This is a genomic window from Nocardia sp. NPDC050718 (genome assembly GCF_040654235.1).
Lineage (GTDB): Bacteria > Actinomycetota > Actinomycetes > Mycobacteriales > Mycobacteriaceae > Nocardia.
The window spans coordinates 1-15,822 of record NZ_JBFAHQ010000004.1 but is presented as its reverse complement, the minus strand read 5'-3'; the positions used below and the strand labels follow the sequence as shown (position 1 = coordinate 15,822).

Below are 15,822 nucleotides of genomic sequence, written 5' to 3'. Positions count from 1 at the left end.
CGCCGACACGTCAGATCAGGCGAGTCCTGCACGGAAGTCCTTGCCGCACAGTCTAATCGAGGACGACGTTGAGCACGATGATGATCAGCCCGAGGGTGGTGTTGGCGATACCGACCCCGCAGGCGCCCCACTTGGAATAGCCGCCCACCCGGGCCGCCACCACGCCCCAGCCGAACAGGATCGCGGCATTGATGCCCAGTGCCAGCGTCGTGTAGCCGGGTGTCACCGACCCGTCGGGATGGACGATGTCGTCGCTCCACCCCGCGAGATGTGCGATCAACAGCACGATCAGCGTCGGCACGCAGGCGATGACCAGCGGTATCCCCGTCAGCATGTTGCGCCCGAGATCGGTCCAGAACCCCGACGTCGCCCCGGCCTTGTGCGTCGACACATGCTGGCCGTAGCTGCGCGTGATCGCCGCGATGGCCACGCTCACCACGACCCACTCCGCCGCGTACCTCGGCGTCTGATCGGCCGGAACAGCCGCCAGCATGACACTGGCGAGCACCGTGCCCACCACCCCGCCGTAGAGGTCGTTCACCTGTAGCTGCATATTCGCCGATGATAGGCGAGCGGCCCTCCCCTGCAGCATTGTGCGCGCGCCGATTCGAAGCGACGACGACCCGAGAGGCCACCTCTAGGGTGAGCTCATGGCGTCGGTCAAGCAGATCCAGGTCACCTTCGACTGCGCGGAACCCGAGCGCGTCGCTCGTTTCTGGTCCGAAGTACTGGGGTACGAGCACCGGGGCTCCTCGTGTGCCGATCCTTCGGGCGTGGGTCCGCGCTTGTACTTCCAGCGTGTGCCCGAGGGAAAGGTCGTGAAGAACCGGGTCCATATCGACGTACGGGTCGGCACCGGGCTCGTGGGTGACGAGCGCGTGGCAGCGCTCGAATCCGAATGCACGCGACTGGTCGCCCTCGGCGCGGTACGCGTACGTCTGCTGCGCGCCGACGGAGTCAACGAGTCGTGCCTGGTGATGCAGGACATCGAGGGCAACGAGTTCTGCCTCGACTGATCACCCGAGAAAGGGTGCCTTCTCCCGGACCCGCCTGCGGCCGACCCGTTGATCCAGCGGTTTCCGAAAAGGATGCCCCGGGTCCCGCCGCTCAGCGAGGTCTATTCGTGCGCGCGCATCAGGCCCTGCGCGTCTACGGAGGCCACCAATTCTCCTGTCCGCGTGAAAATCTGGATGCGCGCGTACATGCGGCCCGCGCCCGCGAAGGGGCTCTCGCAGCGCAGCAGCAGCCAGTCGTGCACCGTGAACGGCCGATGGAAGGTGATGGTCTGGGTGAGCATGGCCGACTTCCCGCGGCCGCCGCGGCGCGCGATCTCGGCCTGCGGGTAGGGGCGGGTGGCGACCGGGCCGAGGAAGCCCTCGCTGCCGTGGGCCAACAGCGCCCGCGAGAACACCGGCAGATCGGGGGCCTTGTCGCAGCGCATCCACACGTCCAGCGACGGTGGGCCCGCCAGGTCGAGGGCCAGCGCGTCCGCCCCGCCGGGCGTCCTGACCTCCCACGGCAGCAGGGCACACGGTAGGTCGGCGCAGTCGTCGGGACCGGAGACCTCGGGCGGCAGCGCGGCATGGTGCGCCAGGAAGTCCGGCTCGTCGACGCTGAGCATGGCCAGCACTCGCGCGTGCTCACGCCCGTCCTGCCGGAACGACACCTGCGCGGTGGCCAGCGACCGCCCCGACTGGACGACCTCGACGTCCACGTCGACCTCCCGGTCGGCGTACCCACCTCGCGGGAACACACCGTGCAGCGACTGCACCGCCATGTGCGGCACCGTGCGCTCGGCCGCGACCACCGCCTGGGCCAGCGTCTGACTGCCCAACGTCGTCGGCAGCGTCGACGTCACATTCCTGGCCCGGAACCGGCCGGGCGCGACGTCGGCGAGATCCAGCACGTCGAGGAGGTCGGCCAGGTCGACGACCGGCCAATTATCTGTTCCACCAGCCACAGCGGAATGCTCGCATACGCCGCGGCCGTCGGCGAAGTCGCGGTGCGCGGTGAGTGGGACGCTTTTCCACCGGGGCACCTCGTCGACGGCCGACCGGTGGTGCGAGGTGGCGGACGGCCCTGGGCTCCAGGGCCGGGCTCCGCTACCTCGACTGGATCACCTGTCGGAGGAACCGCTCGCCGAGCCACTGCCCAGCAGACACAGCGGGTTCGCCACCATCGCCGCCTGTGCCGAACCCGAGGACGAACCGGTGATGCCGGAGTCGACCGGCGGTGTATGCGGCACCGGTGCCGCCGGGTTCCCCGAGCCGCCGGCCAGCATCGACTCACCGTCGAGGTTCGCCGGAGCCGCGACATCGAGCAGGTCCAGCACGGTCGGCGTGACGTCGGCGAGGGTGTACCCGTTGTTCTGCGCGCCCGCCGCGAAACCCGCTCCGCGCGCGATCACGAAGCTGGCCGTCTCGTAGGCGCTCTGGCCACCGTGGCCGCCGTCCGGCTTGTGCCCGTGGTCGGTGGTGACCAGGATCGTCCACCGCTCGTTCGAGTGCGCGGCCGCCCGCGCGTCCACCGCGGCGGTGATCTTTCCGACCAGACCGTCCACGCGGCCGATGGCATCGCGATACGCCTGCGGCCAGACTCCGCGCAGCGTGTGTCCCACGATGTCGACCTGGTCGAGGTGGGTGAACAGCAGGTCGGTCCCGTCTTCGGTGATGGCCGAGACGACTCCCGCGGCGGCATTGTCATCGGCGGTGGTCTCACAGACACCCGCGCCGGTGGGGTCGAGCTGGGTGACGGTGACCCGGTCGGCCTGCGGGCTGCCGGTGCGCGCGATCATGCCGATCGTGTCCCAGGTGCCGATGGAGGCCGTCGACAAGGCCGGACGCTCCCGCTCCACCTGCGTGAACACGGTCGGATACTGCGCGAAAGGCCCGGCATTGCAAGTGGATCCGTTGTCCTGGATGCCATGCTTGGTATCCCACACGCCGGTCAGCGCCGTCGCCCACGAGACGCACGACATCGTGGTGTGCGGGGCGATGGAGGTGCGGGCCAGGGTGCCCTCCGCGGCCAGGCGGTCGAGGTTCGGGGCATCGGCCGCGGACACCTCACTCCACAGCGTGCCATCGATGCCGATGACCACGACCTTGTTCACGACCGGAGCCGCCGGGGCCGGAGCCGCGGCGGCGAGTGGGGCGGCGGCCAGAACTGCGGCCGCGAGGATGCGGTGAGTGCGAGACATGCGCGGCACCGTAGCTGGCGTGCGGCCTCGGCACCCAGCAAATTGGACAATTGACCGGCACAGTCTCGGTTACCGGAATTCGCAGGGCTTCCCGCTCGACCCCGACCGGAACCGGCAGGAAGCTCCCCGATTCTCAGCGACCGCGCAGTCGAGCACGCGCGCCCGCGATGATGGTGATGATCATGACCGTCATCACCTGCAGCGCGGTGAGCGGCGGCGCCGGGGGTGACTGGACCGGCGCGGCGTACTCGACCGTGGATGGCGGCAGCACCGGCAACGGCGGGGCCGCCGTGAGGATCGGTGGGATCATCTCGGGCACCCGCACGGGAACCGGCTCGACGGCCGGTGCCACCGGTGTGGGCGGAATGGCCAGGGGGATCCCGGGCTCCGGCAGACGCGGAACCGGGAGCAACAGCAGGCAGGTCAGCGCGGCACTCCCCGCCGCGGCACTGCCGACCGCCACACTGCCCGCACCGGCCGAGCCCGTACCTGCACTGCCACTGGAACCGACGCCGACCAGGCTCGAACCCATGCCGCTACCGGTGACGATGCCGGACCCCAGCGCGGCGCTCCCGACTGCCGCGCTGCCGACACAGGCGGGCAGCACATAGTCGGGGTCGAGGAGCAGGAGGCCGCCGAGCGTGTCCGGGGCGGCGATCGGAGTCGGTGCCGCATCAGGCGCATGGTCGACAACGATCGGATCGATCACCACGGTGGACTCGGCGCCTCCTGCGGCGCTCGAGCCGAGGCCGAGAGTGTGCCCATCCGCCGGATTCGGGGCAGCTCCCGCCGCGCTGCCGGTCGACGCCGCGGACCAGCCCGGTCCGCCCGCGCTACCGGTGCCGAGGCCCAGTTCCTGCCCGGCGGATTGCCCGTCGTTCGGCGTCGCCACGGTGCCCGGAGCCGCACTGCCGCTGATGATCTGATCGATCGCCGGCATTCCGGGCGCAGCCGCGGCGAGCGGGGCGGGCACGGCCAGCAGTACCGTAGCAACCCCCACTGCCGCGAATCCTCGTACTGCTCTTCCTATTCCGTCCACCATGCCTCCGAGGGATCGCTGGTTGCCGTGGTCAACGAGGAAGATCGCCGCCGGAGGAGGGTTCCGCGGCAAGATCCTGGAAGCGCGTGAGCGCGAGCTCGTAGGCATCCTTGGCGACGTGATTGCCGCCCGCGAACGGCCGATCCAGTTGGTAGACAGCCAGAATCACCGCGCCGATCACCAGCCCGAACAACGCGGTCATCAGAACGCTTCGCTTGGTGACCACGACACCGGAGAAGACGGTGCCGAACAGCAGCATGGCCGTGGCGAACCACAGTGCGACATAGAGGAAACCGGGCAATCGGTACCCGGCGTCCAGGCCGCGATCGAAGCGGGCATCGGTGATCGCAGCGACGGCAGCGGCGGTCTCGTCCTGGTCCGCCTTCTCTTCCGCGGTGGCGGCGGGCACGGAATCCACCGCTTCCCGCAGTTCGTCCAGCGTCGCCTGCGTGGACGGGCTCAGCCGCCGCTGTTCGTCCATGACCTGCCACTCCTCGTCGATCACCTGCCGGGTGTAGGCGGTCACCAGCGTGCGGACCTTCTCACGATCCGCCTCGGGCATGGCGTTCGCGGCCTCGTAGACGTTCACCAGGGCTTTGCCCTCCGACACGGTGTGCGCGTGCGAGGTGTCGTACTGCTGCCACAGGATCACCACCACGAACGCCACGATGGCGGCGAAGAACATGTTGACCATGTCCAGCATCATCGAACCGGCGCCGGAATCGTCGTCGTGCCGCCACGAGGCAGGCCGCACCCGATCCCCCAGCACGAAGATTCCCACCGCGACGCCGACGAACAGCGCCAATACCGCCAGCTGCAACAGAATTCCAGGCATTCCGCGACTCCGTTCACGCCGGGGGTGGAAGCGATCACAGAGTATTCGCGGTGGGCACGCGGTTGGATTGCGTCCCGAATCCCTTCCACGCCACGGGTTTACAACCGAGCGGTCGCTTTCGGGACCTATCTGTCGTGCTTGCCGACCAGGCGTCGCGTGGGGCCGAGGGTTTTCATGGTGAACGCCATCGCCGCGGCCAGGCCGGTCGCGCCGGCGAGTGCCAGCGGCATCGGCGATCTCAGTGTCATCAAGCCGAAGAGGAAGAACACGCAGGTGGCCAACATGATGATGGTGTTGGTCAGATCCATGCTCGGCGTAGTCGTTGTGCGATTACGTGAGTTGGTCATACAGAGAGGGTTGACCATCGCGGCCGTTGCCAAACCGTGACAGTGCAATCGGCCACAGAATCCGGTCGACGCGGCCGTCAGATAGCGGGCCGGGCGCCCGCGTGCATCTGCCGGGCGTCGAAGGTCCAGTGCTCGCTTATTCGCGGCGCCGTTCGGCGAGCACGTCGGACCACCAGCGTTCGGCGACCGCCGGATGGGATCGCAGCCAGCCGACCAGCGCGTTCTCCCCGAATGCCGCCAGCAGCGGGTTGTCGGCGTCCTGGCTGACACCGCGGGCCCGGGCCGCGAGATCGGCGGGCAGGTCGAGCGGTTCGACGATCGCGTCGAGGCACGGGCCGAGAAAGAACGGCACCGAGTACCGGTCGACGCCGGCGGGCGGGCTGACCACCCGGTGCCGGGTGGCCGTGAGATAGCCCCGGCTGGCGATCTCGAGCATCTCGCCGATGTTGACGACGAAACTGCCCGGCACCGGCGCCACGTCGATCCAGCCCGCGGGCCTCTGCACCTGCAGCCCGCCGACCTCGTCCTGCTGCAGCAACGCCAGGTACCCGTAGTCCTTGTGGGCGCCGACGCCCTGGTCGTCGCCGGTGGTGTCCCGGCCCGGGTAGTGAATGATCTTGAGGTGGGTCGAGGCCTCCTCGTCGAACCACCGGTCGAAGTAGCCCTCGTCCTGCCCGAGCGCGACGGCCAGGGCGCGCAGCACTTCCCGGCTGACCCGCAACGCCTCGGCCTGCCACGCCAGGGTGACCGCACGCAGGCGCGGCACCGCGACCGGCCACTGGTTCGGCCCGATCAGCCGCTCCCAGGCCGGTCCCCCGGCCGGCCGCGCGGCCCGCTCGGGCCCGATGTCGAGCTGTTCCCGCCGGTCCGGCGCGCCCGCCGTGTATTCGTGCCCGGTGCTGGTGTAGCCCCGGAACTGCGGCGAGTGGATGTTGGCGATCTCTCGCCGCTGGTCGACCGGTAGTGCGAAGAACTCCCGCGCGACCGCGAACACCCCGTCGGTGAGCACCGGATCGACCCCGTGTCCGACCACGTAGAAGAACCCGATCTCGTGCGCTGCCCGGCGCAGCTCATCGAGAAAGACGGCGCGATCGGTGTCCGGGCCACGGAACCGCGAGATGTCCACGAGCGGCAGACTGGAGTTCACGAATCCCGAGTCTAGGTCGGACACCGCCCCTGACAAGGCCTTTCGTTCACCGTGAACCCAACACCCCGATCATTGCGGGCGCCAGGTTTCGATCCGCGGTCGCCCTCGGCGCGGATCAGCACGACACCGTATCGCCGGACGAGCTGTCCAGGCGCACCCCCAGCACCCTCTTCAACTCGCCGACGCTGTCGGCACTGGGTGTCACCACATCGCGCTCCCACCGGCTGATCTGGTTGCCGTCCCTGATCCCGATCCAGTCGGCCAGCTCCGCCTGCGTGAACCCGGAGGCCATCCTCGCCGCCCGAATCGCTTTACCGATCGTGGACATGGTCTCCCCTCTCTCTCGATGCCCTCGGCGGACCGCATCGGCGGCGGGTGTTCGTCGGCGAACACTCGCTCTCCTGACACGGTCTCGCGCAGCCACATTCGAACGATAAGGGCGAATCCGCTGTCGAAAGAGACTGTGACTGCACGGCAACTGACTGTGCACGCACAAACTCGAGCGCCCGCCGCGCACCGGACGTCGGCTATTCCGGTGGGGTGTCCGCGGCGGTGGCGCTGCGGCGCCAGTCCCGCGGCGTCATCCCGAATGTTTCGCGGAATCGGCGGGCGAAGTGGGCGGGGTCGCGGAAACCCACGGCACCGGCCACCGCGGCGATGGACCGGTGCGCGTAGCCGCGGTCGATCAGCATGTCGCGGGCCCGGACCAGACGTTGTTCGATGATCCACTGCTCGAGGCTGATTCCCGACTGGGCGCAGACCTTGTACAGGTGCCGGACGGAAATATTGTTGGCAGCGGCGATCCCGGGGATCTTCAAGGTCGAATCGGACAGGTGGTTCCGCACATACCCGAGGACCTGCTCGATCAGCAGCTGGTCCGGGATGGCGGCGCCGTCACCCGGCCCGCGGCCCGCCGCCGAGATCAGCAGCGCCCGAACCATTTCCAGGCACGACTCGCCCACCGAAGCGGCGGCCGGATCGGCCTCGAGCTGGTCGGCGACTCGGACGAGATGCTCGATCTGCGCCGTGACCATCGGGTACAGCGGCGACGCCGCCAGCCGACCGTGCGCCGCGGCGACCGTCTCCACGGAGATACCCAGGCGCTGGCGGGACAGCTGCAGACACAGTGTGCCGCCGAGGCCGTACCAGCCGGAGGCGAAGGTGGTGGCCAGGTCGATCACTTCACAGGCGCCGGGTTCGATCAGCGTTTGCGCGCCGAATTGTTCGTGCCTGCGGAGCTGTCCGCTCTGCACGGTCACCGTCAAAGTGTCGCTGGGCGTGGATCGCTCGTGTCTGCTCGTTCGGCGGACCTGGTGGCCGGAGACCTCCGAGCGGGTGAGCGCGATCGGACCCAGCATCCAGGACTGGTGCCTGCTCACCACCTCGGCGGGCGCGTCCCACATCTGCAGGTTCGCCCCGAGATCGGCTTCCTGCAGGATGGCGGTGACCGCCTCCCGCCGGTCCGCCGGAGCGAAATAGTCGGAGTCGATCAGCACTGCCATGGACGATCTCCACTTCGGATTCTCGCCGGGCGGTGGAGGCCCTCCCGTCACCGGCCGTTACGCGTCTCGGGTGGTGGCACATCGGACCGGGGCGATTGCCCGCGGCCTGTAGTCGGCGATGTTATCGCGCCATGACGCGCCCGGAGCCCGATTCGGCAGGGTTCCACCCCGGCTTCACCGACCCACGATGGCGGGTCCCTTTGCCGCGGTTGACCGTAATGCCAGAATTCGACGTTCGGCGGGTGTCGCTGTCGCAGCCCATTCCGGCCGTACGGCCGCATACGTGCACACGTCGCGCCATCGGCCCTGGGTTCGGTAGAGCTGCCGCAGCCGCGCTTCCGGTGTCAAGCCCACTCCCGACATCACCTGGTCCATGACCGGATGATCGTGCCGGTGCCCCGCCCATACCCGGTGGATACCGAGCGGCCCGAAGGCGAAAGCCGCCATGAGCCGTCCCGCCTCGATGCCACCCGCCCGCAGCGCACCTTCGGGGATCACCACCAGCCCGCCGATCATCGCGTTGCTGCCGAAATCCTCGACCAGCAGGCCGATGGTGCCGACCATGGTGTCCGCGTCCGGTGGCGTGATCGCCAGGGTGTACTTGCGCCGCGGGGTCTCCCCGCGCGAGCGCAGGGCGGCGTCGAACGACGCGGCCGCCGCCGGGACACCCATGCTGTCGGTGCCCATGTATCGGGTCAGGTTCGGGTCGGTGAAGATCCGCTGATAGACGCTCAGGTCACCGGCACGCAGATCCCGCAGCCGCAGCCGCGGGCCGACCAGTTCCACGTCGCGCAGGTCGATCGTCAACGGACTTCCTCCATCACGCGCGCGAATTCCGGAGCCGTCCACGGACTCACCGCGGGGATGAGCTCGTCGAGGTCGATATAGGTTCGCCCCGACGGGACGTGCTCGCCGAGCAGGATCCGGCGCGCCGTATCGGCCACCAGCGCGCCGCCGAGCATCACGCCGGAGGCGAGTTGCGGCCAGCTGGACAGACTCCGGCCGATCTCACCGACGGCGGCGCGCATCGTCGGACTCAGCCGCGGCTCGTCGACCACGGTCAGCAGCAGCGACAGTTGTTCGCCCCGAGTCATTCTCGCGACATCGGACGCGGTCGACCCACCGGTGCGCCCGTGGAACAGTGGCCGGTGGGGTTCGAGATCGAATCGCTCCACATCCAGCAGGCCCCGATCGTTGGTGTCCATCAGCACCGGGACGGCACGATGCCGCGCGTATTCACGAGCGGCGACTTTCGCCCACACCGTGTCGCATTCCTCCACCAGCAGATCCAGCGGCCCGGTACCGCCCATGCCGTCGAAGAACGGCCCGATCGACTCCTCGGTCAGCCCGTCCGTGAACACCTCGATATCGAGATACGGGTCGATCTCGAACATCTGCCGCGCCGCCAGCACCGCCTTGGGCACCCCGAGGTCATCCACCGCGGCCCGCAGGCGGTTCAGATTCGACAACCCGACGGTGTCGAAGTCGGCCAACCGGAACGATCCGCCGACCCCTTCCATCGCCAGCGTCACCGCCGCGCTGTTCCCCACCGACAGCCCGACGACGCCGATCCGCCGCCCGCGCAGCTCGCGCTGTTGCGCCCGGTCGATCTTGTTGCGATTCCGATCGGTGCGCACCCGCTGGAATTCGTCGCGCGGCAGCACATGCACCAACCGGCCGTTCCACGGATAGAACACCCACGTCCCCCACCGCCACGACGGCATCCCGTCGCAGATCCGCTGCCGGGACACCGCCAGCGAGGCCGCCGAATGTGCGACAGCGGGGTCCTCGCAGCGGATCAGTTCATCGACCTGATCGTCGATCGTGTCGTGCACGGCACCGACCGCGCTCGACGCCGCCAGCGCTGCCAGGTCTCGCAGTCCCTCCGGACTCGACGCATCGAGCAGCACCGGGCGGAAATGCGATGTTGCGGCGCCGGGCGTGAGTACCGCCGGACGCGGAACCGAGCTGTACCGAACCATGTGCGCGTGAACCTCCGACCCTCGTGAAACGAACGGGCACCCGCTCGCCTCTGTCGACCAGGACGCGCAAACAATACATACAGCACACTTTCAGCTAACACACCTTCGGTCCACCGGCATGGCGCGCGAGAACCTAGCCCAAACTGGGACGATGACCAACAGGGCCACCACGGCCGGGCGACCCGTTCCACCGCCACTCCCCTGCTCGCGATGATCCCGCAAGCATCGATCCGGGGCCACCGGCGACCACCGTTCACCGCCGACGATCGCCACCCAACCGCCACCCCGATCTGCCGTTGACGCCGGCGGACGTCACCGAGATCACCGGACTCGGCCCGCGCGTGCTCCAGGCAGGATTCCAGGTCGTGGGGTATCGCTGAGCGACGATGTGCGGGCGTGCGATCTGATCGTGGTGCCGAGCGCGCGGACGGCCATCACGCCCGACGCTTCATTGTTATCGATCACTCTGTCGATACCGTCGGCCGCATCAATTGTGCAATCAGCACGCAGACGAAAGTCGTTGCCGCACGCGCATACCGCCGGAAGTGTCGATTGTCCGGACCGGCTTCGCCGTAGCCGAAGTGTCGATTTCGAACTAGCCAATTGGTTTTCGATGTGACCCGCGTTACGGTCGACATGTTCGTTCCGATGCGGCATCCGCCGAGCGAACATTCCTTCTTCCTTTGATCAGGAGCACCCATGGCAATTCAGGTGACAATCGACATGTCCGCCAAGCCGGGCCGTTACGACGACCTGCGGAAATGGTTCGTCGAGCATCTGGCGGGCACCCGTAGCTTCGCCGGCAATATCACCGTGGAGGTCGCGCGCAACCAGGACGAGCCGGATCGTATCCTTTTCGTCGAGAAGTGGGATAACCGGGCGAATTTCGAGGCGTACCTGGCCTGGCGCGAGGAATCCGGTGTGATCGCCGAACTCGTCGAGATGCTCGAGGGCGACATCACCTTCCGCTACCACGATTTCATCGGCGTCTGATCGTTCTGCGCAGAGTCGACGATGACGAATCACAGAACGAAGCTCGCCACCGCGCTCGCGGTGGTGCTCCTGGCCGGCGCCGGCGCCGTCTGCGGTGGGGCCGCGGCGGCACCCGGGCAGGACTCCCGGTTCCTGCTCATGGGCGGGACCGCCTCCGGCGATGTGGCGGTCCTGCGGATCGCCGGCGACGGCGGGTTGTCGGCGGTCGCGGGCTCACCGTTTCGCGCCGGGCTCGGCGTGCTGTCGGTGGCGACCGCGAACGGCAGCCGCAATGTCTATGTGACGCAGGTGGGTTCGCAGCGCGTCACCGGATACCACCTCGGCGACGACGGCACGCCGCGGCCGATTCCGGGTGGGGAGGTCGCGATCAGCGGCGGACCGGTGGTCACCTCGATCCTCACTCCCGACGGCAGCCTGCTGTTCGTCGGCGCGGGCGGCGCCCCCGGCCGGCTCAGCACCTTCGCGGTCGCCGCCGACGGCGCACTCACCTTCCTGCGCGAGAGCACGGTCGCGGGATTCGCGGTGTTCCCGATGGTCACCGTCGATCCGGACGGCCGGTTCCTGCGCTTCACCAGTGCCGCCGACGCGGCGATCCACAGTTACGAGATCGGTGCGGGTGGCGAGCTCACTTCGCTCGGTGACCCGGTTCCCGGTGGCAGACTGCCGGTCAATCCGGGGTACACCCCGGACGGCAGGTTCGTCTACGTGAGCAACGAACAGGGCAGCAATGTCTCGGGTTTCGCGATCGGTGACGATGGGCGCCTCACCCCGACACCGGGGTCGCCGTACGCCACCGGCGGCATGCCGCACGCGGCCGAGGTCACCGCGGACGGACGTCGCGTTTACATCCCGGAGGTGGCGGGCGCGGCGGTCGCCGGCTTCTCGATCGGCGACGACGGCGCGTTGTCACCACTGCCCGGTTCGCCGTACCGGGCACCGGACGGCTCGTTCCCCGGCCTGGTGAAACTCGCCGACGACGAACGTCATCTCTACGTCGCCGACTGCCTGCCCGCCACGCTGACCACGAAGGTCCACACCTTCGACATCGCCGCGAACGGGAGCCTGTCCCGGTCGGCACTGCCCTCGGTCGACACCGGAACCGTCTTCGGCGACGGTCCCATCCTGGTGAAGACACCGTGACAACGTCTGCCCCGCACGAGGATCGCCCGTGCGGGGCAGACGCGGGGGTGACGGGGCTACGCCACGGCCGGGATCAGCCGGCCAGACCCTTGCCGAAGAACTCGTCGAGCTTCTCCACGGCCGGGGTGACGTACTGGTCCACGTCGTAGAGGGCAACATGGCTGGCGCCCTCGACCACGAACAGTTCCTTCGGCTCGGCGGCCTTGGCGACGGCCTCCTCGCTGAAGTAGGCGGTGTCGGCCACCGAGCCGACGATCATCAGCAGCGGGCGCGGGGAGATCATGGTGATCTTGGCGTACGCGTCGAACTGGGCGATGCGGTCGATGCTCTGCAGCGGCCACTTGTTCTCCGAGCGCTCGTGCTGCGCGCGCGGCGTGCGGTAGTAGTCGTGCGCCTCACGGAACAGCGCCGGCGCGCCCTCGAGACCCTCGGCGCTCGGCGGCGCCCAGATCTGGTAGTTCGGCTCGGCGCCCTGCGCCTCGGCGGTGCGCAGCGCACCGGCGGCGTCGAGCATCTCCTGCAGGACCGAGGGGTCCTGGGTGCGGCCGAGGCCGTTGCTCAGGTAGTCGCCGATGTCGAGGCCGCTGACGGTGGCCACGGCCTTGATGCGGTGATCGGTCTGCGCGGCGAACGGCACGTAGCCGCCGGAGGCGCAGATGCCGAGGGCGCCGATCCGGGCGGGATCGATGTCCTCGCGAGTGGTCAGGTAGGTGACCGCGGACTTGATGTCCTCGCTGCGCTGGAAGGGGTCCTCCAGGAAGCGGGGCTCGCCTTCGCTCTCGCCCTGGTAGGCGGCGTCGAAGACCAGGGCCGCGTAGCCCTTGTCGGCCAGCCGCTGCGCGTAGATGCTGGCGGTCTGCTCCTTGACACCACCGCCGGGGTGCGACACCACGACGGCGGGCAGGCGCTCGCCGGTGCGGTTGTCGGGGGTGAACAGGATGCCCGCGAGGCGCAGGCCGTTGCTCGGGAAGGTGACGCTTGTGCGCATCGGGCACGATCCTTTCGGTGAGATCTGCTCCGGCTCGAAGCCGATGCGACAACGTTCTCTCCGGCAGACGATCCCGACAATGGGAAAGATTCTTCCTATGCATTGGCTCACCCCGGAAGAAGTACTGTCCGAATCGGTGGCGGCCCGATTCGGCCCCGGCGAATCACGGCTTCGGAACTCGTCACTGGGACCGGCCGCACCGGCGACCTAGGCTCGAAGGTGCCGGTGATCGAGCCTCGGTTCTCCCGGCCCGAATTCCAGATCTCACGAAAGAGACGAACACATGACCGGACCGCTCGATGGCGTGCGCATCCTCGACCTGACCTCGAACTTCATGGGCCCCTTCGCGACTTTGCTGCTCGCCGACATGGGCGCGGACGTGGTCAAGATCGAGTCGACGGCCGGCGACACCACCCGCGGTGTCGGCCCACGCCGCAATCCGGGCATGGGCGCGATCTTCCTGCACCTCAACCGCAACAAACGCAGCGTGGTGCTCGACCTCAAATCCCCGGACGGCAATGCCGCGCTGCAGCGCATGCTGGGCTCGGCCGACGTACTGCTCTACAGCCTCCGGCCGAAGTCGATGGCACGCCTCGGCCTGGCCTACGAGCAGGTGCGCGACCGCAATCCACGCCTGATCTACTGCGGCACTTTCGGTTTCGGCCAGAACGGACCCTACGCCGACCGACCCGCCTACGACGACCTGATCCAGGCCGCCGTCGGCATGCCGGTCCTGCAGAGCCGCAAGTCCGGCCCGCCCACCTACATCGCCACCGCGATCGCCGACCGCGTCGTCGGCATGGCCGCGGCCAACGCGATCACCACCGCGCTCTACCGCCGCGAACGCTCGGGCCGTGGCCAGGAGGTGCAGGTGCCCATGTTCGAGACCTTCGCCCAGTTCGCCATGGGCGATCATCTCTATGGCCATACCTTCATCCCCTCGCTCGGCACCTCGGGCTACGCCCGGATGATGAACTCCGATCGCCGTCCGTACCGCACCTGTGACGGCTACCTGGGCGTCAACGTCTACACCGACAAGCACTGGCACCGGTTCTTCGCGCTGGCGGGCAGGCCCGAGATGTCGCAGGACCCGCGCTTCGCCGATATCGGCGGCCGGACCGAGAACATCGGCCTGCTCTACGGCTTCCTCGCCGAGATCCTCGAGGCGAGAACCACCGCCGAATGGGTCCAACTCCTCACCGAGGCCGACATCCCCGCCATCGAAATGAACACCCCGGAATCGCTTCTCGACGATCCCCACATGAAGGATGTCGGGTTCTTCGTCGAGGAGGAACACCCGACCGAAGGTCTCCTGCGCTCGCTGGGCATCCCCCAGCACTGGAGCGAGGACGCGCCCGAATTGCGCTATCCCGCGCCGCGGCTCGGCGAGAACTCGGTGCAGGTACTGACCGAGTACGGTTTCGCCACCGACGAGATCGATCGCCTGATTTCCACCGGAGCGGCGTTCACACCCGAGACCCTGTCGGTGCGCGCAGGCGGCTGACCGAGCAAATCCGCGGCGTTTCCACCGCCACGGGGCCCGCACGGGAAGACCTGTCGGCGAACTCGCCCATATCCTGGCTAACAGACCATCGGCTGTCATATAATATTAAATATAGAACCATTCGACGGGGTTCGACGCCCCGTCAACCTGTCATCCATGCCCCGCATGGAGGGAAAGTGAGAGACCATGTTGCGTTTTGACGGGAAGGTCGCGATCGTGACGGGCGGCGGCCGGGGACTCGGCCGCTCGCACGCGCTGTTGCTGGCCTCCCGGGGAGCATCGGTCGTGGTCAACGACTTCGGATCCTCCGCCGCCGGCGTCGGCTCCGACTCCTCCCCGGCCGACGACGTCGTCGCCGAGATCATCGCGGCGAACGGCAAGGCCGTCGCCAACTACGACAACGTGGTGACCGATGCCGAGGCGATCGTGCAGACCGCGATCCAGGCGTTCGGACGGCTCGACATCGTCGTCAACAACGCGGGCATCAACCACATGACGCCCTTCGGCCCCGACGCGATCGAGGGCATCCGCAAGCACATGGAGGTCAACTTCTTCGGCACCGCCGCCGTGACGGCCGCCGCGTGGCCCCATCTCGTCGCGTCCGGCGCGGGACGCGTCGTCAACACCGCGTCGCCGACGCTGGTCGGCTTCGAGCACCAGAGCGCCTACGTCGCCTCCAAGGCCGCCATCTTCTCCTTCACCCGCACCCTCTCCATGGAAGCGCTCGGGGTCGGCGTTCGCGTGAACGCGATCGCTCCCACCGCCTACACCCGGATGGCGGCGGAGGCGGAGATCCCCGACGAACTCAAGCAGACGCTGGAGAAGTCGATGACCACCGCGATGGTCTCCCCCACGGTCGCCTACCTCGCCCACGAGGACTGTTCCATCACCGGCGAGACCCTGCTCAGCCAGGGCGGCTTGATGCAGCGCTTCGCGCTGTCGATGAACGAGGGCTACAACAACCCCGAGGTGACCCCGGAGGACATCAAGGCCAACCTCGAGGCCATCCTCGACGACTCCACCAGCAAGCCGGTCGGCATCATCGGCTCGGAGAACGAGGGATCCCTGCTGGACCTGTTCAACTGACTCCACCCAGACTTTGGAGGTCGGGGGGGCAGAGGTTTACTACGTCCACGATAAGTCAGTAGT

Annotated in this window: 17 protein-coding genes; 5 read left to right on the top strand and 12 right to left on the bottom strand. The window is 68.2% G+C overall.

From position 1 onward, the window contains the following. Window positions 1-52: 52 nt before the first annotated feature. Window positions 53-553, bottom strand: a complete 501-nt coding sequence (locus tag AB0H54_RS18985) for a hypothetical protein (protein ID WP_355272792.1) — start codon at window positions 551-553, stop codon at window positions 53-55. Between the two features lie 97 nt (window positions 554-650). Here AB0H54_RS18985 and AB0H54_RS18980 point away from each other — a divergent pair, with 97 nt between their 5' ends. Then, window positions 651-1,016: a VOC family protein gene (locus AB0H54_RS18980; RefSeq protein ID WP_357346632.1), complete on the top strand. Its 366-nt coding sequence runs from the start codon at window positions 651-653 to the stop codon at window positions 1,014-1,016. Between the two features lie 101 nt (window positions 1,017-1,117). Here AB0H54_RS18980 and AB0H54_RS18975 read toward each other — a convergent pair whose 3' ends face one another. The 10 genes from AB0H54_RS18975 to AB0H54_RS18930 all read right to left on the bottom strand — a co-directional run bounded on the left by AB0H54_RS18975 (window position 1,118) and on the right by AB0H54_RS18930 (window position 10,048). Beyond that, window positions 1,118-1,960: an acyl-CoA thioesterase domain-containing protein gene (locus tag AB0H54_RS18975; RefSeq protein ID WP_357346631.1), complete on the bottom strand. Its 843-nt coding sequence runs from the start codon at window positions 1,958-1,960 to the stop codon at window positions 1,118-1,120. A gap of 156 nt (window positions 1,961-2,116) precedes the next feature. Further along, window positions 2,117-3,196, bottom strand: coding sequence for an alkaline phosphatase family protein (locus tag AB0H54_RS18970; protein ID WP_357346630.1), 1,080 nt, complete (start codon window positions 3,194-3,196; stop codon window positions 2,117-2,119). A gap of 133 nt (window positions 3,197-3,329) precedes the next feature. Beyond that, on the bottom strand, window positions 3,330-4,196 hold the full coding sequence (locus tag AB0H54_RS18965; RefSeq protein WP_357346629.1) for a hypothetical protein: 867 nt from the start codon (window positions 4,194-4,196) through the stop codon (window positions 3,330-3,332). Between the two features lie 70 nt (window positions 4,197-4,266). After that, window positions 4,267-5,070: a DUF4239 domain-containing protein gene (locus AB0H54_RS18960; RefSeq protein ID WP_357346628.1), complete on the bottom strand. Its 804-nt coding sequence runs from the start codon at window positions 5,068-5,070 to the stop codon at window positions 4,267-4,269. 125 nt (window positions 5,071-5,195) lie between these two features. After that, window positions 5,196-5,378 (bottom strand): hypothetical protein, encoded by a 183-nt coding sequence (locus AB0H54_RS18955; protein ID WP_357346627.1) that lies wholly within the window; start codon window positions 5,376-5,378, stop codon window positions 5,196-5,198. 175 nt (window positions 5,379-5,553) lie between these two features. After that, the gene (locus tag AB0H54_RS18950) at window positions 5,554-6,564 is read right to left on the bottom strand and encodes a 2-oxoglutarate and iron-dependent oxygenase domain-containing protein (RefSeq protein WP_357346626.1); all 1,011 of its coding nucleotides are present in this window, start codon (window positions 6,562-6,564) and stop codon (window positions 5,554-5,556) included. A 115-nt stretch (window positions 6,565-6,679) separates the two neighbouring features. Then, window positions 6,680-6,892, bottom strand: coding sequence for a helix-turn-helix transcriptional regulator (locus AB0H54_RS18945; protein WP_355272810.1), 213 nt, complete (start codon window positions 6,890-6,892; stop codon window positions 6,680-6,682). A 199-nt stretch (window positions 6,893-7,091) separates the two neighbouring features. Continuing rightward, window positions 7,092-8,066, bottom strand: a complete 975-nt coding sequence (locus AB0H54_RS18940) for a helix-turn-helix transcriptional regulator (protein ID WP_357346625.1) — start codon at window positions 8,064-8,066, stop codon at window positions 7,092-7,094. A 174-nt stretch (window positions 8,067-8,240) separates the two neighbouring features. Continuing rightward, the gene (locus AB0H54_RS18935) at window positions 8,241-8,873 is read right to left on the bottom strand and encodes a GNAT family protein (RefSeq protein ID WP_357346624.1); all 633 of its coding nucleotides are present in this window, start codon (window positions 8,871-8,873) and stop codon (window positions 8,241-8,243) included. After that, window positions 8,870-10,048: a ThiF family adenylyltransferase gene (locus tag AB0H54_RS18930; RefSeq protein WP_357346623.1), complete on the bottom strand. Its 1,179-nt coding sequence runs from the start codon at window positions 10,046-10,048 to the stop codon at window positions 8,870-8,872. Before AB0H54_RS18930 ends, AB0H54_RS18935 begins: the two co-directional genes overlap by 4 nt. 699 nt (window positions 10,049-10,747) lie before the next feature. Here AB0H54_RS18930 and AB0H54_RS18925 point away from each other — a divergent pair. Together AB0H54_RS18925 and AB0H54_RS18920 are read left to right on the top strand one after the other, a co-directional pair. Further along, window positions 10,748-11,041 carry an antibiotic biosynthesis monooxygenase gene (locus AB0H54_RS18925; protein WP_357346622.1) on the top strand — a complete coding sequence of 98 codons (294 nt, stop codon included), beginning with the start codon at window positions 10,748-10,750 and terminating at the stop codon, window positions 11,039-11,041. Between the two features lie 21 nt (window positions 11,042-11,062). Then, on the top strand, window positions 11,063-12,181 hold the full coding sequence (locus tag AB0H54_RS18920) for a beta-propeller fold lactonase family protein (protein WP_357346621.1): 1,119 nt from the start codon (window positions 11,063-11,065) through the stop codon (window positions 12,179-12,181). 73 nt (window positions 12,182-12,254) lie between these two features. Here the strand turns inward: AB0H54_RS18920 and AB0H54_RS18915 are convergent, their stop codons facing one another. Then, window positions 12,255-13,169, bottom strand: coding sequence for an alpha/beta hydrolase (locus tag AB0H54_RS18915; RefSeq protein ID WP_357346620.1), 915 nt, complete (start codon window positions 13,167-13,169; stop codon window positions 12,255-12,257). 283 nt (window positions 13,170-13,452) lie between these two features. On the opposite strand from AB0H54_RS18915, the gene AB0H54_RS18910 reads away from it, so the two are divergent. Next, entirely contained in the window at window positions 13,453-14,673 is a 1,221-nt protein-coding gene (locus AB0H54_RS18910) for a CoA transferase (protein WP_357346619.1), read from the top strand. 186 nt (window positions 14,674-14,859) lie between these two features. Further along, the gene (locus tag AB0H54_RS18905) at window positions 14,860-15,759 is read left to right on the top strand and encodes an SDR family NAD(P)-dependent oxidoreductase (RefSeq protein WP_357346618.1); all 900 of its coding nucleotides are present in this window, start codon (window positions 14,860-14,862) and stop codon (window positions 15,757-15,759) included. Window positions 15,760-15,822 lie beyond the last annotated feature (63 nt).

Excerpts from the sequence above, each read along its gene's own strand:
- AB0H54_RS18985 (WP_355272792.1), bottom strand. The coding sequence starts at position 553 with ATGCAGCTACAGGTGAACGACCTCTACGGCGGGGTGGTGGGCACGGTG.
- AB0H54_RS18980 (WP_357346632.1), top strand. The coding sequence starts at position 651 with ATGGCGTCGGTCAAGCAGATCCAGGTCACCTTCGACTGCGCGGAACCC.
- AB0H54_RS18970 (WP_357346630.1), bottom strand. The coding sequence starts at position 3,196 with ATGTCTCGCACTCACCGCATCCTCGCGGCCGCAGTTCTGGCCGCCGCC.
- AB0H54_RS18960 (WP_357346628.1), bottom strand. The coding sequence starts at position 5,070 with ATGCCTGGAATTCTGTTGCAGCTGGCGGTATTGGCGCTGTTCGTCGGC.
- AB0H54_RS18955 (WP_357346627.1), bottom strand. The coding sequence starts at position 5,378 with ATGGATCTGACCAACACCATCATCATGTTGGCCACCTGCGTGTTCTTC.
- AB0H54_RS18945 (WP_355272810.1), bottom strand. The coding sequence starts at position 6,892 with ATGTCCACGATCGGTAAAGCGATTCGGGCGGCGAGGATGGCCTCCGGG.
- AB0H54_RS18940 (WP_357346625.1), bottom strand. The coding sequence starts at position 8,066 with ATGGCAGTGCTGATCGACTCCGACTATTTCGCTCCGGCGGACCGGCGG.
- AB0H54_RS18930 (WP_357346623.1), bottom strand. The coding sequence starts at position 10,048 with ATGGTTCGGTACAGCTCGGTTCCGCGTCCGGCGGTACTCACGCCCGGC.
- AB0H54_RS18925 (WP_357346622.1), top strand. The coding sequence starts at position 10,748 with ATGGCAATTCAGGTGACAATCGACATGTCCGCCAAGCCGGGCCGTTAC.
- AB0H54_RS18920 (WP_357346621.1), top strand. The coding sequence starts at position 11,063 with ATGACGAATCACAGAACGAAGCTCGCCACCGCGCTCGCGGTGGTGCTC.
- AB0H54_RS18915 (WP_357346620.1), bottom strand. The coding sequence starts at position 13,169 with ATGCGCACAAGCGTCACCTTCCCGAGCAACGGCCTGCGCCTCGCGGGC.
- AB0H54_RS18910 (WP_357346619.1), top strand. The coding sequence starts at position 13,453 with ATGACCGGACCGCTCGATGGCGTGCGCATCCTCGACCTGACCTCGAAC.
- AB0H54_RS18905 (WP_357346618.1), top strand. The coding sequence starts at position 14,860 with ATGTTGCGTTTTGACGGGAAGGTCGCGATCGTGACGGGCGGCGGCCGG.